This is a genomic window from Microbacterium algeriense (genome assembly GCF_008868005.1).
GTDB lineage: Bacteria > Actinomycetota > Actinomycetes > Actinomycetales > Microbacteriaceae > Microbacterium > Microbacterium algeriense.
Genome location: NZ_WAAO01000001.1, coordinates 401,985 through 418,537, shown reverse-complemented (window position 1 = coordinate 418,537; position 16,553 = coordinate 401,985). Strand labels below are relative to the sequence as shown.

The window sequence follows — 16,553 nt, the reverse complement described above, 5'->3', positions numbered from 1 at the left end:
CTGCTACACCTGTCGGCGGGGTCACGGCGTCCGCTCCGCGCGGAACTCGGTGCGCTCGACCCGGACGGCGTCGGCGAGCTCGGCCCAGTACCCATCGAGCGCCTCGGCGCGCGGGTCGTCGGAGGCATCGACCAGCGCCGCGGTCTCGCGATAGCTCTCCAGCCCGTGCGTCCCGAGCGTCAGATCCTGGAAGCCGTCGTGCGGGTCCCCGACGCGGCTGGCCGTGAAGCTGAATGGTGATCCCGTGCCCTCGGCGGAGCCCCCGGCCGCGAGCGCCGAGACCACGTCGTCGCTGTGCCGGAGCTGGATGAGGGTCTGGTCGTCGGTGAGGGTCGGCTCCTGCGGACTCCCCGCCGTGATCTGCATCGCCACGTCGACGTCTCCCTCCATGGCGAGCCGTGCGGCGATCATCCCGCCCTGCGAATGCGCGACCACGTCCACCCGGTCGCCGGCCCGCACGCCGGCCGCGGCGAGCGCGTCCAGCGTCGCCCGGTACGACGCCGACCGGCGCCCCTGGTAGAGCTCGGTGTTCGACTTCATGTCCCACGGTTCCGCGCCGCCAGCCCGCCACGGCGCGGACTCCTGCGTCCCCTTCACATAGGCCACGTACCGGCTCTCGCCGCCCGGCATCGTGTACTTCTCCACCGCGACCTGCGCCCTGCCGGACGGCATCCGCCCCAGTGCCCCGGAGAGGCTCTTCGGTCCGTGGCTCGGGGTCGACGTCGCGACGGCGGTCACGCGGACGGGATCGCCGGCACCCTGCAGCGGTCTTCCGGGCAGCACCTTGCCCAGCCCCGTGCCGAGTCCGATGAGGGCGCCGCTCAGGAACAGCGGCGGGAGCACGCCCGCGAGGTCGTACTGATCCCCCAGTCCGTCGAAGCGTCGTTCCTCCCATCCCGCCACCAGCCGGTCCGCCATCGTGCCGACCCGCTCGTCCTCGCGCAGGAGCCGCTCGAGACGGGCCTGCGCGGCCGCCGCGGCGGCCTCGTCCGTGAGGGCGAGCGCCTTCGCCCGCGCCCGCAGCTCGACCACCTCGTAGGCGTCCGCCATCACGAGGGTCCCGGTGGCCGCGTTCTCGAGCTCATCGCCCAGCTCTCCCAGCCGATCGCGGCTCCGGCGCAGCGCCCCGACGTCGATCTGCGGACAGGCCGCCGGCTCGGCCGAGATCAGCACCGACGCGCGGCCGAGGGACTCCCGCGCGGTGCGATACAGCCCCGCGGCCTGTGCGATCCTGCGACCGATCTCCCGCAGCTGCGCGGTGTCGACGGCGATCGCTCCGCCGTGATCGACACGCAGCTCTCCGGACGGCGGCACTCCGCGGAACGCCGGCATCCCCCCGCTCATCCGCCCAGCTCCCACTCGCGCACGGCGAGCTCGCCGACCTCGGCGCCGGTGTCGTCGCGCAGACGCGAGAGCAGTTCCTGCAGCGCGCGGAAGCCGTCGGACTCCCACGCCGCATCCGCTGCGAGCGCGACGAGTTCGGCCCCCGCATCCTCCATCAGGGTGATCGCCTTGGCGAGCTCGCGGCGGACCGCGATCGGGACCCACTGCTCGGCGGAGGCGACGGGCTGCGCGTGCGCGAAGGTGTACATCGCTCCAGCATCTGAGAGCGGCGGTGCACCGTCGGGCGCCTCCCGCGCGAACGGTGCACAGCCCGGGAGCTGCTCGGGGTGTGCAGGACGACTCCCGCTGGGCAGGAGCGCCGAGGGCGGGCAGAATGGATCTGTGACATCCCCGGATCCCTTCCGCGTGATCTTCGTCTGCACGGGGAACATCTGCCGCTCTCCCATGGCAGAGGTGGTCTTCCGCGACCTCGCCGAGCGGCAGGGGCTCGGGCCGCGCATCGTCTCCCGCAGCGCCGGAACCGGTGACTGGCACCTCGGCGAGCGCGCCGATCACCGGACGATCGACTCGCTGGCCCGCCGTGGATACGACGGCAGCCAGCATCGCGCGCGGCAGTTCACGGCATCGTCGTTCGCGGAGAACGACCTCGTCGTGGCCCTCGACCGGACGCACGAGCGCATCCTCCGCGAGTGGGCCCGCGATGAGGACGAGGAGGGCAAGGTCACGCTGCTGCTCGCGTTCGATCCGAACGCGTCCTCCCACGATGTGCCCGACCCGTACTACGCGGGCGCCGACATGTTCGATTCGGTGCTCGGTATGATCGAGACGGCGACTCGCGGCCTGTTCCGCCAGCTCGAACCCGCACTGCGCCAGCCCCGCACGCCCCGGACCTTCGGGGCCTCATCAGGAGGACTCCCCTGACTTTCCAGCCCTCGCTCCCGCCCCAGCCCCTGAGCCCCTTGGACGGTCGCTACCGCGGCGCCGTCACCGGACTCGCCGACTTCCTCTCCGAAGCGGGCCTGAACCGCGCCAGGGTCGAGGTCGAGGTGGAGTGGCTGATCGCGCTCACCGACCGCTCGCTGTTCGAGACCTCGCCGCTGTCCGACGACGAGAAGGAGCGCCTGCGCGCGCTGTACCGCGACTTCGGTCAGGCCGAGATCGACTGGCTCGCCGAGAAGGAAGCCGTCACGCAGCACGACGTCAAGGCGATCGAGTACCTCGTGCGCGACCGGCTCGCGACGCTCGGACTCGACCGCATTGCCGAGCTCACGCACTTCGCCGCGACGAGCGAGGACATCAACTCCGCGTCCTACGCCCTCACCGTCAAGCGTGCGGTGGAGGAGGTCTGGCTTCCGGCCCTCGACACCGTGATCGGGAAGCTGCGCGAGCTCGCGGCGGAGCACGCCGACGCCGCGATGCTCTCCCGTACGCACGGCCAGCCCGCGACGCCCACCACCATGGGCAAGGAGCTCGCGGTGTTCGCGTGGCGCCTCGAGCGCGTGCGCGCCCAGATCGCGGGATCCGAGTACCTCGCGAAGTTCTCCGGCGCGACGGGCACCTGGTCCGCTCACCTCGCGGCCGACCCCGACGCCGACTGGCCGACCATCGCGCGCGAGTACATCGAGGGGCTGGGGCTCGGCTTCAACATCCTCACCACCCAGATCGAGTCGCACGACTGGCAGGTCGAGCTCTACGACCGCGTGCGTCACGCGGGCGGCATCCTGCACAACCTCGCCACCGACATCTGGACGTACATCTCGCTCGGCTACTTCGCCCAGATCCCGGTCGCCGGGGCCACCGGCTCGTCGACGATGCCGCACAAGATCAACCCGATCCGCTTCGAGAACGCCGAGGCCAACCTCGAGATCTCGGGCGCCCTGCTCGCCTCGCTCGGCCAGACGCTCGTCACCAGCCGCCTGCAGCGCGACCTCACCGACTCCACCACGCAGCGCAACATCGGCGTCGCGTTCGGGCACTCGCTGCTCGCACTGGACAACCTGCGCCGCGGCCTGAACGCGATTTCGCTGTCGCGCGACGTGCTGCTCGCCGACCTCGACGTGAACTGGGAGGTGCTCGCCGAGGCGATCCAGACGGTCATCCGCGCCGAGGTCGTCGCCGGACGTTCCTCGATCACCGACCCGTACGCGCTCCTCAAGGAGCTCACCCGCGGACACCGGGTCGGTGCCGCCGACCTCGCCGCGTTCGTGCAGGGCCTCGAGATCGGCGACGCCGCCAAGCAGCGCCTACTGTCGCTGACCCCCGCGACGTACACCGGCATCGCGGAACGCCTCGCCCGCTGACCCCCGCGTGAGCGCGCGGCTCGGCGTCGAGTGCACGGCTTGTCCACGCGCGGTTCCCGTGCGCTCGGCGAGTTCCCGTGCACTCGACGCCGCTGAGCCTGCGAACCGGACGAGCTACGGAGCGGACTCGCCGGAGTGCTCCTCGACCCTGTCCTTCGGCATGAACGACGCTGCCAGGAGCGTGAGGACGGCGGTCACGGCGACCGCGACGAACACCCAGAACGAGGCGTGCGTGATCGTGGCCGGATCGTCGGGACCCGCACCCCGGGCGATGACGGCGTTCGAGATCGCGCCGAAGATCGCGACGCCCACAGCGCTTCCCGCCGACCGGGCGAAGGCGTTCATCCCCGTCACGGCACCGCGCTCCCCCCAGCCGACCGAGGCCTGGGCGGCGATGAGGGTGGGCGCAGCGCTCCACCCGAGGCCGAAGCCCAGGAGGAACGCGATGCCGGCGACCACGAACGGGTTCGGCCAGGAGGCGACGGCGGCGAGCGCGATGGCCGCGACCGTGGTGATGCTCATGCCGATCAGGGTCGTGCGACGGAAGCCGATGCGCAGGTACAGGCGTCCGGCGTTCGCGGCGGCGAGCGGCCAGCCGAGGGTCAGGGCCGCGACCGCGAGACCCGACAGCAGCGGAGCGATGCCGATGGATCCCTCGAGGTAGGCCGGGGCGAAGCTCGTCACCCCGAGCATCAGCGCACCGATGCCGAGCGACACGATCGTGGTCGTGAGGATGAGCCGCCGGGTCACGAGCCGCAGGTCGACGATCGGCTCGGCGACGCGGCGCTCCACGAACCCGAAGGCCAGCAGCGCGAGCACGCCGATCCCGAAGCAGAGCGCGCTCTGGGCGGACAGCCACGCCCAGGCGTTCCCGCCCTCCAGCATGCCGAGGATGAGGGCCGTGAGCCCGATGGTGAGCAGCACCGCTCCGCCGTAATCGATGCTGTGCTTCTGGGTCTGCTTCTGCTCGGTGTAGGTGCGCAGCAGCATCCATCCGGCGATCAGACACAACGGGATGTTGATCCAGAAGATCCACCGCCAGGCGTCGAGCTGGGCGAAGATGCCGCCGAGCGCAGGGCCCACGACCGAGGAGATGGCCCAGACGCTCGCGACGTACCCCTGCACCTTGGCGCGTTCGGCGACCGTGTAGATGTCGCCGACGATGGTCATCGACATCGGCGCGACGGCACCGGCGCCGATGCCCTGGATGATGCGGAACACGATCAGCGCGGGCATGCTCCAGGCGAACCCGCAGAGGATGGACCCGAGCAGGAACAGCGCGATGCCGAGCAGGATGATCGGCTTGCGGCCCACCGTGTCCGCGAACCGGGAGTAGATGGGCACGCTCACGGCCTGCGCCAGGAGGTACACCGAGAACAGCCACGGGAACTGCTGGTAGCTGCCGAGGTCGCGGACGATGCTCGGGACCGCCGTCGCCAGGATCGTGGCATCGATCGCGATGAGTCCTGTGGCGAGCATGAGCGCGCCGAGGATGGGTCCGCGCTCGGAGCGGAGTCCGATGGAGGCGCGGTCGACGGAGGCAGTCACTCCAGGGTCAAGCCCAGGACGCGCGCGTCTATTCCGAGGGACGAGGGCGACCCGGCGCGTCGGAGTCGGGCTCGTCGGCGTCGTCCTCGGCGTCGAACAGCACAGGGCGGTCGATCGTCTTGGTCACGTCGGCGGGATCGACGGCGAGCATCAGCATCGCGAGGATCAGCAGGGTGGCGATGAACGCGCCGCCGCCGACGACCAGACCCAGTGCGAACGGGGTGAGCCCGTCGTAGGTGCCGTTCGCGATCGCCGTGTTCACGCGCGCCGTGAACGCGCCCGTCGAGACGAGGGTGACGACCATGGCGAAGACGCCGCAGCCGAGCGCGATGCCGAGCAGGTGCAGGGGACGCAGGATGTCCCGACGGGTGGGCTTCTCGTCGCTCATCGCTCTCCTCCGTGCTCCGCGGGCGCAGCACTGTGATCCGGGTCGGACGCCACGGCGTCGGCATCCACCCGCTTCGGGGTCAGTCCGGCGATCCCGAGGAAGACCGCGACGATAGCCGCGTATCCGCCGAACATGCCGACTCCCAGGATGATGCCGGACAGCAGGAACGTCCCTGCCTTCTCGATCGTGTACTCCTGCAGGAAGCCGGCCGGGATCAACAGCAGCACGACGGCGAGCAGGATGCCGAGCGCACCGACGGTGATCGCGTCCCGCGCCAGGAGGTCGCCTGTGCGGCGTGCACGGATCCCGGCGAGCAGCTCGATGCCGCCGCTGATCAGCGCCCATCCGGAGACGACGATGAAGAACAGGTCGTCCGAGCGCCAGGCCGGGATCCCGCTCGCCATTCCGGCGACGACGCCGACAGCGGCGAGGAGGATCGAGGACCAGCGCGAGCCGGCCGGCAGCACCAGCCACGCCGCCAGCACGTGCGCGAGCGCCGAGACGAAGACGAATCCGCTGAAGACCGACAGCCCCACGGCGGCGGAGTGGTCGGACGAGAACGTGATCATGAGCGCGGCGATCGCCGCGAACAGAGCGCGCAGCAATTGCACGTGGCGCATGGTGAATGCGCGAGCAGGGGCAGACATGACGGTCCAGAGTCCTCCGGGAAGTTCCTCCCAGTCTACGCGGGGCCGCGACGGCCAAGAGCCGGAGCCGCGGGCGGGAGGATTCGTGAAGCCCGGCGGATCTCCCCAGATCGATTGCCGGGCTTCACGACATACGCAGCAAGGGGGGCATCACTGCGTCAGGCCGGTCGATCGCAGGGACGGGCACCCTCCCCGCGAAGACGGCCATGTGACCCCACATGCTCACCCGGTCCCCTGAGGTACGCGCGTGCGGTCTTATGCTGATTTTAGGGCGGTGTGCTTCACATACCGGACGGGGGCTGTGATGAGTTACGAGCACGATGCACGCAGACCCGGGTCGGAGGCCTTCGCCGCAGCGCTGCGGGACGCCGTCAACGCCAGGGATGTGACCCTGTCCTGGCTGCAGCGGCAGCTCAAAGCCCGGGGTAATCGGGTCTCGATGGCGACGCTCAGCTACTGGCGCTCGGGTGCCCGCCGCCCGGAGGGCGCCCAGTCGATGGCGGCGCTGGCGGACATCGAACAGCTCCTGGAACTCGCGGACGGCGCGCTGACCCGACTGCTGCGCTCGACCAACCGCACCGGACCCCTCGGTCCCAATCAGTTCCCGCTCGACGAGGAGGAACTGGAGCGCGCCGTCATCGAGGCGTTCCGCGCGCTCGGCGCCCCCTACCCCGACACGTCCCGCGAGCTCACCACGCATTCGGTGACGGATGTCGGCCCCGACGGCAGCGTCTTCTTCACCATCACGCGCAGCATCGTGCAGTCCACCGTCGGCACCATCACCTCGATCCCGTTCCTGGAGATCAACCCGGGCGTCCCGACACCGCCCCCGCTGCTGAGCGCCGTGTCCGGCGGGCGCATCGCCGCGCGGTACTCGCATCCGGACGGGGAGGTGCACGGCGCGCTGTTCGAACTCGACCGACCGCTGACGGCGCCGGACACCGCGGTCGTCGAGTGGTCGGTCGAGTATCCGCCGGACTATCCGGCGACCCGCGACACCGGGCACGCACTGGCCCAGAAGTGCCGGGAGCTGCTGGTGTGGACCCGCTTCCACCCCGATGCGGTGCCCGACTGGTGCGAGGAGCATGTGGAGACGCCCGAAGGGATCACGATCACCCCGATCGAGCTCACCGGCGGCACGTCGGTGCACCTCGTGCGGCGGGCTTTCGGCCCCGGCGCCCTGGGGCTGCACTGGGGGTACGGCCCGCGCGAGTGACGGAAGCTCAGCCGGGCTGTTCGCCGGTCGCGACCGGCCGGCCGGGGGTGTTCGACCACTGGCTCCACGACCCGGGGAACACCTTCGCCTCGATGCCGACCTCGTGCAGCACGAGCGCCGTGTGGGCGGCCGTCACCCCGGAGCCGCAGTACGCCGCGACGGGCGTCCCCGGCGTCACCCCAGCCGCCGCGAGGGTTCCGAGCACCGTCTCGCGGTCGAGGATCCGGCCGTCGGCGTCGAGGTGCAGCATGGACGGGAGGTTGCGGGCACCGGGGATGTGCCCGGCCACGGGATCGAGGGGCTCCGTCTCCCCGCGGTAGCGCTCCGGAGCGCGCACGTCGAGCAGCACGCCGACCTCCGGGAAGGCCGCCGCCTCGTCGATCGACAGCGCGTCCGCGCCGATCTCCTCGAGCACGACGTCACCCGGCTCAGCGGACACCTCATCGGTCGCGACCTCGAACCCGGCGGCCTTCCATCCGCGGAGTCCGCCGTCGAGCACCCGCACGTCCACGCCCGCCTGACGCAGCAGCCACCACGCCCGCGCCGCAGCCAGGCCCTTGGCGTCGTCGTATGCGACCACCGTGTCCCCGGTGCGCAGACCCCATCGCCGCGCTGCTGCCTGCAGCGTGGCCGTCGAGGGGAGCGGATGCCGCCCCTCCGACGGCTCGCCGTGCGTCGAGAGCTCGGTGTCGAGCGAGGCGAACACCGCCCCGGGGATGTGCCCCGTCCGGTAGTCCGCGTGTCCCGCTTCCGGCCGGTCCAGCCGCCAGCGCACGTCGATCACGCGCACCGGGGCTCCCCCGTCCAGCAGGTCCTTCAGCTCGACGGCACTCACGAAGTCGCTCATGATGCGAGGCTACCGACTCGCACGCGACCGCCGATGCCGACCCGTCTTCTCCCGTCACGTTCGGGGTGCGCAGCCGACTAGGCTCGATCCGGCAGCGCGAGGAAAGGGGCGACATGGCCTCGCTTCGTTGGATGCGCCTGCGCCCGCAGGAGGCCGCCCTCCTCGCGATCACCGCCGTCTGGGGAAGCACGTTCCTCCTGGTGCACTGGGCGATGCAGCACTCCGGTCCGTGGTTCTTCGTCGGCATCCGCTTCCTCGTGGCCGGGGCGATCAGCGTGGTGATCTTCCGACGCGTGCTGCGCGGCATCCGCTGGCGGGACATCGGCGCAGGTGTCGCGATCGGCGTGATGATCTACCTCGGCTACGGCCTGCAGACACTGGGGCTGCAGACGATCGACAGCAGCACCTCCGCGTTCATCACCGCGATGTACGTCCCCCTGGTGCCACTCGCGCAGTGGGCGGTGTTCCGCCGTCGCCCTCCGGTCATGGCCTTCGTCGGCGCCGGTCTCGCCTTCGTGGGGCTGCTGCTGATCGCCGGCCCTGACGCGTTCGCGCTCTCGCTGGGCGCGGGCGAGATCGCCACGATGATCAGCACCCTCCCGATCGCCGCCGAGATCATCCTGATCAGCGTCTTCGCCGGACGGATCGATCTCGGCCGCATCACCGTCATCCAACTGCTCACCGCAGGTGTGCTGGGGCTGCTGACGATGCCCGTGGTCGGCGAGGGCGTTCCGGAGTTCTCGTGGATCTGGGTCGGCTGTGCGGTGGGGCTGGGAGCGGCGAGCTGCCTCATCCAGCTGACGATGAACTGGGCGCAGAAGTCGGTCTCTCCGACGCGGGCGACCGTGATCTATGCGGGCGAGCCGGTCTGGGCGGGCGTCATCGGGCGCATCGCCGGAGAGCGTCTGCCGGCGACGGCGCTGCTCGGCGGCGCGCTCGTCGTGCTCGGCATCCTCGCGAGCGAACTCCGTCTCGTGCGCAAGAGGTCGAGGGATGACGGGAATACTCCGCCGGATCGCGCGTTGCACCCGACATGATTGAAACTTCAACCGTCGTTCCGGTCGCCACGGAACGCACGCGCGTCCGGGTGCCCCTGCGCTTCGGCGACGGCTTCACCACCACGGCCGATGTGGTCACCTTCGACGGGCTCGTCGACGGACGCGAGCACCTGCTGCTCGGACTCGGCGATTGGCGGGGCGCCCTCGAGCGCGCGAACGACGGCGGCGAGGATCCTCTGGTGCGTCCGCACAGCGAGTGCCTCACGGGCGACGTTTTCGGATCCGAGCGCTGCGACTGCGGTCCGCAGCTGCGCGAGGCGGTCGAGCGCATCGCCGAGGACGGCGGGTTCCTGCTCTACCTGCGTCAGGAGGGTCGCGGCATCGGCCTGTACGCGAAGCTCGACGCCTACGCCCTGCAGGATGCCGGCCTCGACACCTACGAGGCGAATGTCGCGCTCGGTCACGGCGAGGACGAGCGCGACTACACGGTCGCGGCACAGATGCTGCGGGCGCTCGGCGTCGACGGCATCCGCCTGCTGAGCAACAACCCCGACAAGGCCGTGCAGCTCGAGACGCTCGGCATCCGCGTGACGGAGCGCGTGCGCACCGAGGTGCACCTCTCCGCGGCCAACACACGGTACCTGGAAGCGAAGCGGGACCACACGGCGCACACGCTCGACCTGTCCGCGGCGTGACACTCGAGGAGGGAACCATGACGGCGGAGCAGCGGCATCCGCGCCGGCTCGACGACACCGAGATGGACACCTGGCTCCCGGTGATCCGGTTCGTGCAGCTGCTGCCCCAGGTGCTCGATCGCACCCTCAAGGAGGAGGTCGGGCTCAATCACGCCCGCTACGCGATCCTGGTCACGCTGGCCGGGCGGGGCGACGGAGCGGTGACGATGACGGAGCTCGCCAGGATCGCCGGGCTGAGCCGGTCGCGGCTGAGCCATGCGCTGGACTCGCTGGAGGAGCGCGGCTGGGTCGAGCGCACCTCCTGCAGCACCGACAAGCGCACCCTGTCCGCCGCGCTCACTCCGGAGGGGCGCGAGATGCTGCGCACCGCCGCGCCCGTGCACGTGGAGCAGGTGCGCGAGCTGGTCCTCGACCCCCTCAGCCCGGAGGAGCGGGAGCAGCTCGCGTCGATCCTCGGCAAGCTGCTGCCCGGCGTGACGGCGGCGCTCTAGGCGTCGCCGTGATCCGCGGGACCGGCGGACTCCGCCCCGGGGCGTTCTGCTCTGAGCAGAACCGCTCGATCCGGTCGAAGCGCCCGGCCTATCGTGAGGCATGGCCGACATCGTCCCGATCTCCCGCGCACCCCGCCCCGCCCCTCCGCGGCAGAGCGACCCGGAACCGCTCTGGCGCCACCTGCTGGGCGAACAGCTGCGGCGCCGACGGCACGACCGCGAGGAGACGCTCACCGAGACCGCGGAGAAGGCCGGCGTCTCGCCGCAGTACCTCTCCGAGGTCGAGCGCGGCCGCAAGGAGCCCTCGAGCGAGATGATCGCCGCGATCGCCGGGGCCCTGGACACCAGCCTGATCGAGCTCACGAGCGCCGTCGCCGATGAGCTGCGCGCTGCATCGACACCCGCATCCGCGGTCGTGTCCGCCGCGCGCGGCGCCTTCACCCTCGCCGCCTGACCCCCGCCGCACCCCACCGTGCCCCGCGCCCTTGCACGGATGTCGGACGGATGGACGGGCGTCGGACGAGAACGGCCGCATCCGTCCGACATCCGTCCAACGGCCCGACATCCGTCCGGAATGCGGGCCCGACATCCGTCCGGAATGCGGGCCCGACATCCGTCCGGGGGTCAGGTGCGGGGGCCCAGCACGGTGTCGATCAGGCCGTAGTCGAGGGCGGCGGATGCGGTGAAGACCCGGTCGCGGTCGGTGTCGGCGCGGAGCTCGGCGACCGTGCGACCGCTGTGCCTGGCGAGGATCTCCTCCATGTCGGAGCGCACCCGCACGACCTCGTCCGCCGCCAGGATGAGGTCGGGGATTGCCCCGCGCGACTGTCCCGCCGGCTGATGCAGGACGATGCGCGCGTGGGCGAGGGCCGCACGCTCCCCCGGTGCGCCCGCGGCGACGAGCAGCGCGGCGGGACCGATCGCCTGACCGACGCAGGTCGTCGCGACGGCGGGGCGGATGTGCTGCATCGTGTCGTAGATCGCCAGCGCCGCTCCGGGGTCGCCGCCCTCGCTGTTGATGTAGAACTGCACGCCGGATTCCGGACTGTCGGCATCGAGGTGCAACAGCTGCGCGATCAGCGCGTTCGCGACGCCAGCGTCGATCCCGGTTCCGAGGTAGATGACGCGCTCGGCGAGCAGGTGCGAGTACACGTCCATGACGCGCTCTCCGCGCGGATGCTGCGCGATGACGTTCGGGATCGTGTAGCTGCTCATGCGCCCGCCCCCAGTCCTACTCGTGCCCGTCGTCGCGGCATCACGTCGCCGATCGAGGTGACGATCTCATCGATGAACCCGTACTCCTGCGCCTGCGGGGCGGTGTACCAGCGGTCGTGCAGCGAGTCCTCGAAGATCCGATCGATCGGCTGTCCCGTGTCGTCGGAGATGAGCCCGAGCACGGTGTCGCGCATGTGTCGCAGGTCGTCGGCCTGACCCTCGATCTCCACGGCCGAACCGCCGATGCCCGCCGAGCCCTGATGCATGAGGATGCGCGCGTGCGGGAGGGCGCGCCGCTTTCCCGGGGCGCCGGCCGAGAGGAGGAACTGCCCTGCGCTGCAGGCGAGTCCGAGGGCCAGCGTCGACACATCGTTCGGGACGAGTCGCATGAGGTCGCGGATCGCCAGCATCGACGGCACGGAGCCGCCAGGAGAGTGGATCCAGAGGGCGATGTCGGCGACGGGGTCCTCGGACGACAGCGTGAGCAGCTGCGTCATCAGCAGCGTGCCGTTGTCGTCGTCGAGCGCGCCGTCGAGCACGAGCACCCGCTCGTGGAACAGCGCACGCCGGGCCTCGGGGCCGAACTGGGGAATGGGGTTGTCTTCGCTCATGCCCCCAGCCTCCGCTGTCGTCCGCCGGCCGGGCACGGATTCTGCCGTGGGCGGCTCTGCCGTGAGCGGAGCACCCCCGCGGGCAGCGCGGCATCCGCTCATCTTCGCGAAAACGGGCCGTAACATCGCGGACTCACGCGCGTCCTACGCTCCTGCTCATGGCGAAGCAGAAGGCACCGGCATGGCACTGGTCGGAGGACGGGATCAACTTCCGCACGCGCAAATGGGTGCGTCCGGAGGATCTGAACGCGAACGGATCGCTGTTCGGCGGGAGCCTGCTGAAGTGGATCGACGAAGAGGCGGCGATCTACGCGATCGTGCAGCTCGGCAACTACCGGGCCGTGACCAAGCACATCTCCGAGATCAACTTCGAGGCGTCCGCGGTGCAGGGCGACCTGATCGAGCTCGGTCTCCAGGCCACGCACTTCGGCACCACGTCGCTGACGATGCGGGCGGTGGCGCGCAACATGATCACGCGTCGGCGCATCCTCACGATCGAGAAGATCGTGTTCGTGAGCCTCGACGAATCGGGGAAGCCCACCCCGCACGGGTACAGCGAGATCACCTATGACCGCGACCGGATGCCGACCGAGCGCATCGCGACCGGGACGATCCGGCTGCCCTGACGCCCGCTCCGACGCCCTGGCCACCCCCTCAGGAGCGAACGGCCCCCCGAAGTGCGCTCGCTGAAGGAGTGACCGGTTCGGAGTGCCCGGCGTCGGCATCGCCCGCCGCCGCGGCGAAGGCCTGCGCGAGGTCGGCGATGAGGTCGTCGACGTCTTCCAGGCCGATCGACAGGCGCAGCACGTCGGCGGCCGGACGCGCCTCGGGCGGCACCGGCCGGTGGGTGAGCGCCGCAGGGTGCTGGATCAGCGAGTCCACGCCGCCGAGCGACACGGCGTGGGTGAACAGTCGCGTCGCCGACGTCACAGTCGACGCGGCCGCGAATCCGCCCCGCATGCGCATCGCGATCATCGCCCCGGTGCCGCGCATCTGCCGTTCGAGGATGCCGCGCGGGTCGTCGTCCAGGCCGGGGTAGAAGACCTCAGCGACCTCCGGGCGGTCGATGAGCCATTGCACGATGCGACGGGCGCTCTCCTGCTGATGACGCACGCGCACGGGCAGAGTCGTGAGTCCGCGGTGCAGCAGGTAGGCGCCGAGCGGATGCAGCAGACCTCCGGTCACCGCGCGAACACGGCGCAGCGCCTCCGCGGTGTGCTCGCCGCACGCGACGACTCCCGCGATCACGTCGCCGTGTCCGCCGAGGTACTTCGTGGCGCTGTGCAGCGACATGGCCGCTCCGAGATCGATCGGATTCTGCAGCACGGGTGTCGCGAAGGTGTTGTCCACCACCACGGGGACCGCGCCCGCCTGTCGCACGATGTCCGCGATGTCCGCGATGTCGAGGGTCGGGTTCGCCGGCGTCTCGACGACGACCAGTCCGGTGTCCGGGCGCAGCGACAGGGCGACCTCGTCGGGGTGGCAGTACGTCGTCTCCACGCCGAGCAGGCCCGAGCCGAGCAGATGATCGGTGCCGCCGTAGAGCGGACGCACGGCGACGACGTGCCGTGCCCCGGTCGCACCGGTGTGGGCGAGGATGACCGCGGTCATGGCCGCCATGCCGGAGGCGAAGGCGACAGCGGCCTGCGCGTGCTCCAGCTCGGCGAGCGCCTCCTCGAAGCGGGCGACCGTCGGGTTCCACAGCCGCGCGTAGACCATGCTGCCGTCGGCGGGAGGGCGTCCGCCCGTGGCCATCGCCTCATAGGAGTCCCCGCCCCGCTCGATGTCCGGCAGAGGGTTCGTCGTGGAGAGGTCGATCGGCAGCGCGTGGACTCCGAGACCTGCGAGGTCGGAACGTCCGCCGTGGACGGCCACGGTGTCGGGATGCAGCGATGCAGTCATGCCTCCACGTTGCCGGAATCACGGTTTTGGTGCAGGTCTTCGACAGAAGTCGCCGCGAGATCGCGCGGAAACGCTATTCTGTGCAGCATCTGGGCGGCGAAGGAGCACCACGTTGGCGAAACCACAACTCGATGAGATCGACCTGGAGCTCCTCGCGGTCCTGACGCGCGACGCGGAGACCACGAACAAGGCGCTGGCTCATCGGCTGGGGCTCGCCGAGTCCACCTGCGCCCACCGCGTGCGGGCCCTCCGGGAGCGCGGCGTGATCCGCGACACCCGGATCCGCGTCGACGAGGCCGCCCTCGGCTACCCGCTGCAGGCGATCATCAAGGTGCGTCTGGCGAACCACACCGGCCCCAAGGTCACCGCCCTGTTCGACGCGCTGGCCGGCATCCCGAGGGTGCTGCAGGTGTTCCACGTCGCCGGAGTGGATGACTTCCTCGTGCACGTGGCCGTGCAGGATGCGACGGCGCTCCGCGACATCGTGCTCGAGCACATCACGATCCACCCGGTGGTGCGCGGAACCGAGACCCAGCTCGTGTTCGAGCTCCGCGACGGCACCGGCCTCCTCCCCCGCTGACCCGCCCCGCGGGCGGGCGGTGCAAGGATGGGACAGGATGTCCGGGAGCAAAGGAGCACCATGAGCCGCAGCGCCACCACCGCCACGCACGCGATCCGCGAGATGCGGGACTTCCTCTTCGCGAACGCGACCGACTACGACGCGGCCCGCGCCGGATTCGCCTGGCCCCGCGTCGACGAGTTCAACTTCGCCCTCGAGTGGTTCGACGTCGTCGCGGCCGAGAATCCTGATCGTCCGGCCGTGCAGATCGTCGAGGCCGACCTGAGCCTGCGGTCGTGGACCTACGGCGAACTGTCCGCGCGGTCCGACCAGGTCGCCACGTGGCTGCGCAGCCTCGGCATCCGGCGCGGGGACCATGTGATCGTGATGCTGAACAACACGATCGAGCTGTGGGAGGTGATGCTGGCGATCACGAAGCTCGGGGCGGTGTCGATCCCCACCTCGACTCTCCTGTCGGCGGCGGACCTCGCCTACCGCGTCGAGCACGGACGCGCACGCGCCGTGGTCACGCTGGGTGCTCTGGCCGACCGCATCGACGGCCTGGACCGAGCGATCCTGCGCATCGGCGTCGGAGAGGCCGTGCCCGCCGGCTGGGCCCGCTTCGACGAGTCGCCCCAGGCCCCGGCGGGCTTCGAGCCGGACGGCCCCACGCCGGCGTCCGACACCGCGCTGCTGTACTTCACCTCGGGCACCACGAACCGTCCCAAGCTCGTGCAGCACACGCACGTGTCGTACCCGGTCGGACATCTGTCGACGATGTGGTGGCTCGGGGTCCGCCCGGACGACGTGCACCTCAACATCTCCTCCCCCGGTTGGGCGAAGCACGCGTGGTCGAGCTTCTACTCGCCGTTCCTGGCCGAGGCGACGGTGTTCGTCTACAACTACGCGCGCTTCGACGCGAACGCGCTCATGCAGGTGATGGACACCCACCACGTCTCGACCTTCTGCGCGCCGCCGACCGTCTGGCGCATGCTCATCCAGGCCGACCTCACGCGTCTGACGCACCCTCCCCGCGAGCTGGTGGGAGCCGGCGAGCCGCTCAACCCCGAGGTCATCGACCGGGTGCGCGACGCCTGGGGCGGCACCATCCGCGACGGTTTCGGGCAGACCGAGATGACCGCGTGCATCGGCAATTCACCGGGCCAGACGGTCAAGGTCGGGTCGATGGGGCGCCCGCTGCCCGGGTATCCCGTGGTGCTGCTCGATCCCGCGACGGGAGAGGTCGTCGACGGGGAGGGCGAGATCGCTATCGATCTGTCCGAGCCGCCGCTCGGGCTCATGGCGGGGTACTACGACGACCCCGACAAGACCGCGGAGTCGCGCACGGGCGGCTACCACCACACCGGCGACATCGCGGTGCGCGATGCGGAGGGCTACCTCACCTACGTCGGACGTTCGGATGACGTCTTCAAGGCGTCCGACTACAAGATCTCGCCGTTCGAGCTGGAGTCGGTCCTGCTCGAGCACGACCTCGTGATCGAGGCCGCCGTGATCCCGAGCCCCGACCCGACGCGCCTGGCCGTGCCGAAGGCGTACGTGTGCCTCACCCCGGATGCGGGCGCCGCCGAGGCCGAGGCCGCGCGCGCGATCTTCTCCTATGCGCACGATCGGCTGTCGTCGCACCTGTGGGTGCGGATCATCGAGTTCGTCCCGGAACTGCCGAAGACCATCTCGGGGAAGATCCGCCGGGTCGAGCTGCGTGCGCGCGAGGCTGCCCGCGTGGTGGCGGGAGACGAATCAGGGCAGCATCGGGACCGCGACTACCGCTGAG

Annotated in this window: 19 protein-coding genes; 10 read left to right on the top strand and 9 right to left on the bottom strand. The window is 70.7% G+C overall.

Annotation, left to right across the window (positions count from 1 at the left end):
- Window positions 1-21 precede the first annotated feature (21 nt).
- Together F6A08_RS01985 and F6A08_RS01980 are read right to left on the bottom strand one after the other, a co-directional pair.
- Complete coding sequence (locus F6A08_RS01985) at window positions 22-1,332, bottom strand: hypothetical protein (RefSeq protein WP_151458456.1); 1,311 nt, start codon at window positions 1,330-1,332, stop codon at window positions 22-24.
- 8 nt (window positions 1,333-1,340) lie between these two features.
- A complete protein-coding gene (locus F6A08_RS01980) occupies window positions 1,341-1,592 on the bottom strand; it encodes a hypothetical protein (protein ID WP_151458455.1) in 252 nt (83 codons plus the stop codon).
- A 196-nt stretch (window positions 1,593-1,788) separates the two neighbouring features.
- On the opposite strand from F6A08_RS01980, the gene F6A08_RS01975 reads away from it, so the two are divergent.
- Both F6A08_RS01975 and purB read left to right on the top strand, forming a co-directional pair.
- Complete coding sequence (locus tag F6A08_RS01975) at window positions 1,789-2,265, top strand: low molecular weight protein-tyrosine-phosphatase (RefSeq protein ID WP_241160622.1); 477 nt, start codon at window positions 1,789-1,791, stop codon at window positions 2,263-2,265.
- Between the two features lie 38 nt (window positions 2,266-2,303).
- On the top strand, window positions 2,304-3,644 hold the full coding sequence (purB, locus tag F6A08_RS01970; RefSeq protein WP_192576661.1) for an adenylosuccinate lyase: 1,341 nt from the start codon (window positions 2,304-2,306) through the stop codon (window positions 3,642-3,644).
- A 114-nt stretch (window positions 3,645-3,758) separates the two neighbouring features.
- On the opposite strand, the gene F6A08_RS01965 is transcribed toward purB, so the two are convergent.
- The 3 genes from F6A08_RS01965 to F6A08_RS01955 are packed head-to-tail and all read right to left on the bottom strand — an operon-like array spanning window position 3,759 to window position 6,227.
- Window positions 3,759-5,192: an MFS transporter gene (locus tag F6A08_RS01965; RefSeq protein ID WP_124896668.1), complete on the bottom strand. Its 1,434-nt coding sequence runs from the start codon at window positions 5,190-5,192 to the stop codon at window positions 3,759-3,761.
- A 28-nt stretch (window positions 5,193-5,220) separates the two neighbouring features.
- The gene (locus tag F6A08_RS01960) at window positions 5,221-5,580 is read right to left on the bottom strand and encodes a hypothetical protein (protein ID WP_017203589.1); all 360 of its coding nucleotides are present in this window, start codon (window positions 5,578-5,580) and stop codon (window positions 5,221-5,223) included.
- Window positions 5,577-6,227 carry a hypothetical protein gene (locus F6A08_RS01955; protein ID WP_026049902.1) on the bottom strand — a complete coding sequence of 217 codons (651 nt, stop codon included), beginning with the start codon at window positions 6,225-6,227 and terminating at the stop codon, window positions 5,577-5,579. Before F6A08_RS01955 ends, F6A08_RS01960 begins: the two co-directional genes overlap by 4 nt.
- Before the next feature lie 304 nt (window positions 6,228-6,531).
- On the opposite strand from F6A08_RS01955, the gene F6A08_RS01950 reads away from it, so the two are divergent.
- Complete coding sequence (locus tag F6A08_RS01950; RefSeq protein ID WP_151458453.1) at window positions 6,532-7,443, top strand: hypothetical protein; 912 nt, start codon at window positions 6,532-6,534, stop codon at window positions 7,441-7,443.
- Window positions 7,444-7,450: 7 nt separating this feature from the next.
- Here the strand turns inward: F6A08_RS01950 and F6A08_RS01945 are convergent, their stop codons facing one another.
- Complete coding sequence (locus F6A08_RS01945) at window positions 7,451-8,290, bottom strand: sulfurtransferase (protein WP_151458452.1); 840 nt, start codon at window positions 8,288-8,290, stop codon at window positions 7,451-7,453.
- A gap of 113 nt (window positions 8,291-8,403) precedes the next feature.
- Here F6A08_RS01945 and F6A08_RS01940 point away from each other — a divergent pair, with 113 nt between their 5' ends.
- From F6A08_RS01940 to F6A08_RS01925, 4 genes are all read left to right on the top strand, one after another.
- Entirely contained in the window at window positions 8,404-9,327 is a 924-nt protein-coding gene (locus tag F6A08_RS01940) for a DMT family transporter (protein WP_017203593.1), read from the top strand.
- Window positions 9,324-9,983: a GTP cyclohydrolase II gene (locus tag F6A08_RS01935; RefSeq protein ID WP_151458451.1), complete on the top strand. Its 660-nt coding sequence runs from the start codon at window positions 9,324-9,326 to the stop codon at window positions 9,981-9,983. Before F6A08_RS01940 ends, F6A08_RS01935 begins: the two co-directional genes overlap by 4 nt.
- A gap of 17 nt (window positions 9,984-10,000) precedes the next feature.
- On the top strand, window positions 10,001-10,474 hold the full coding sequence (locus tag F6A08_RS01930) for a MarR family winged helix-turn-helix transcriptional regulator (RefSeq protein WP_124896672.1): 474 nt from the start codon (window positions 10,001-10,003) through the stop codon (window positions 10,472-10,474).
- Window positions 10,475-10,574: 100 nt separating this feature from the next.
- Window positions 10,575-10,928 (top strand): helix-turn-helix domain-containing protein, encoded by a 354-nt coding sequence (locus tag F6A08_RS01925; RefSeq protein ID WP_124896673.1) that lies wholly within the window; start codon window positions 10,575-10,577, stop codon window positions 10,926-10,928.
- A 170-nt stretch (window positions 10,929-11,098) separates the two neighbouring features.
- Here the strand turns inward: F6A08_RS01925 and F6A08_RS01920 are convergent, their stop codons facing one another.
- Together F6A08_RS01920 and F6A08_RS01915 are read right to left on the bottom strand one after the other, a co-directional pair.
- Window positions 11,099-11,689, bottom strand: coding sequence for a ClpP family protease (locus F6A08_RS01920; RefSeq protein WP_124896674.1), 591 nt, complete (start codon window positions 11,687-11,689; stop codon window positions 11,099-11,101).
- Entirely contained in the window at window positions 11,686-12,300 is a 615-nt protein-coding gene (locus F6A08_RS01915; RefSeq protein WP_151458450.1) for a ClpP family protease, read from the bottom strand. Before F6A08_RS01915 ends, F6A08_RS01920 begins: the two co-directional genes overlap by 4 nt.
- Window positions 12,301-12,458: 158 nt before the next feature.
- Here F6A08_RS01915 and F6A08_RS01910 point away from each other — a divergent pair, with 158 nt between their 5' ends.
- Window positions 12,459-12,926: an acyl-CoA thioesterase gene (locus tag F6A08_RS01910; protein WP_017203599.1), complete on the top strand. Its 468-nt coding sequence runs from the start codon at window positions 12,459-12,461 to the stop codon at window positions 12,924-12,926.
- A gap of 28 nt (window positions 12,927-12,954) precedes the next feature.
- Here F6A08_RS01910 and F6A08_RS01905 read toward each other — a convergent pair whose 3' ends face one another.
- Window positions 12,955-14,202: a trans-sulfuration enzyme family protein gene (locus F6A08_RS01905; protein WP_151458449.1), complete on the bottom strand. Its 1,248-nt coding sequence runs from the start codon at window positions 14,200-14,202 to the stop codon at window positions 12,955-12,957.
- A gap of 112 nt (window positions 14,203-14,314) precedes the next feature.
- On the opposite strand from F6A08_RS01905, the gene F6A08_RS01900 reads away from it, so the two are divergent.
- Window positions 14,315-14,782, top strand: coding sequence for an Lrp/AsnC family transcriptional regulator (locus F6A08_RS01900; RefSeq protein ID WP_017203602.1), 468 nt, complete (start codon window positions 14,315-14,317; stop codon window positions 14,780-14,782).
- Between the two features lie 60 nt (window positions 14,783-14,842).
- Complete coding sequence (locus F6A08_RS01895; protein ID WP_151458448.1) at window positions 14,843-16,552, top strand: AMP-binding protein; 1,710 nt, start codon at window positions 14,843-14,845, stop codon at window positions 16,550-16,552.
- The last annotated feature ends 1 nt before the right edge of the window (window position 16,553 follow it).

What these genes read in the sequence shown, in the direction of transcription:
- F6A08_RS01925 (WP_124896673.1), top strand. Translation starts at nt 10,575, where the DNA reads ATGGCCGACATCGTCCCGATCTCCCGCGCACCCCGCCCCGCCCCTCCG.
- F6A08_RS01940 (WP_017203593.1), top strand. Translation starts at nt 8,404, where the DNA reads ATGGCCTCGCTTCGTTGGATGCGCCTGCGCCCGCAGGAGGCCGCCCTC.
- F6A08_RS01935 (WP_151458451.1), top strand. Translation starts at nt 9,324, where the DNA reads ATGATTGAAACTTCAACCGTCGTTCCGGTCGCCACGGAACGCACGCGC.
- F6A08_RS01895 (WP_151458448.1), top strand. Translation starts at nt 14,843, where the DNA reads ATGAGCCGCAGCGCCACCACCGCCACGCACGCGATCCGCGAGATGCGG.
- F6A08_RS01955 (WP_026049902.1), bottom strand. Translation starts at nt 6,227, where the DNA reads ATGTCTGCCCCTGCTCGCGCATTCACCATGCGCCACGTGCAATTGCTG.
- F6A08_RS01975 (WP_241160622.1), top strand. Translation starts at nt 1,789, where the DNA reads ATGGCAGAGGTGGTCTTCCGCGACCTCGCCGAGCGGCAGGGGCTCGGG.
- F6A08_RS01960 (WP_017203589.1), bottom strand. Translation starts at nt 5,580, where the DNA reads ATGAGCGACGAGAAGCCCACCCGTCGGGACATCCTGCGTCCCCTGCAC.
- F6A08_RS01910 (WP_017203599.1), top strand. Translation starts at nt 12,459, where the DNA reads ATGGCGAAGCAGAAGGCACCGGCATGGCACTGGTCGGAGGACGGGATC.
- F6A08_RS01905 (WP_151458449.1), bottom strand. Translation starts at nt 14,202, where the DNA reads ATGACTGCATCGCTGCATCCCGACACCGTGGCCGTCCACGGCGGACGT.
- F6A08_RS01920 (WP_124896674.1), bottom strand. Translation starts at nt 11,689, where the DNA reads ATGAGCAGCTACACGATCCCGAACGTCATCGCGCAGCATCCGCGCGGA.
- F6A08_RS01915 (WP_151458450.1), bottom strand. Translation starts at nt 12,300, where the DNA reads ATGAGCGAAGACAACCCCATTCCCCAGTTCGGCCCCGAGGCCCGGCGT.
- F6A08_RS01950 (WP_151458453.1), top strand. Translation starts at nt 6,532, where the DNA reads ATGAGTTACGAGCACGATGCACGCAGACCCGGGTCGGAGGCCTTCGCC.
- F6A08_RS01985 (WP_151458456.1), bottom strand. Translation starts at nt 1,332, where the DNA reads ATGCCGGCGTTCCGCGGAGTGCCGCCGTCCGGAGAGCTGCGTGTCGAT.
- F6A08_RS01945 (WP_151458452.1), bottom strand. Translation starts at nt 8,290, where the DNA reads ATGAGCGACTTCGTGAGTGCCGTCGAGCTGAAGGACCTGCTGGACGGG.
- F6A08_RS01930 (WP_124896672.1), top strand. Translation starts at nt 10,001, where the DNA reads ATGACGGCGGAGCAGCGGCATCCGCGCCGGCTCGACGACACCGAGATG.
- F6A08_RS01980 (WP_151458455.1), bottom strand. Translation starts at nt 1,592, where the DNA reads ATGTACACCTTCGCGCACGCGCAGCCCGTCGCCTCCGCCGAGCAGTGG.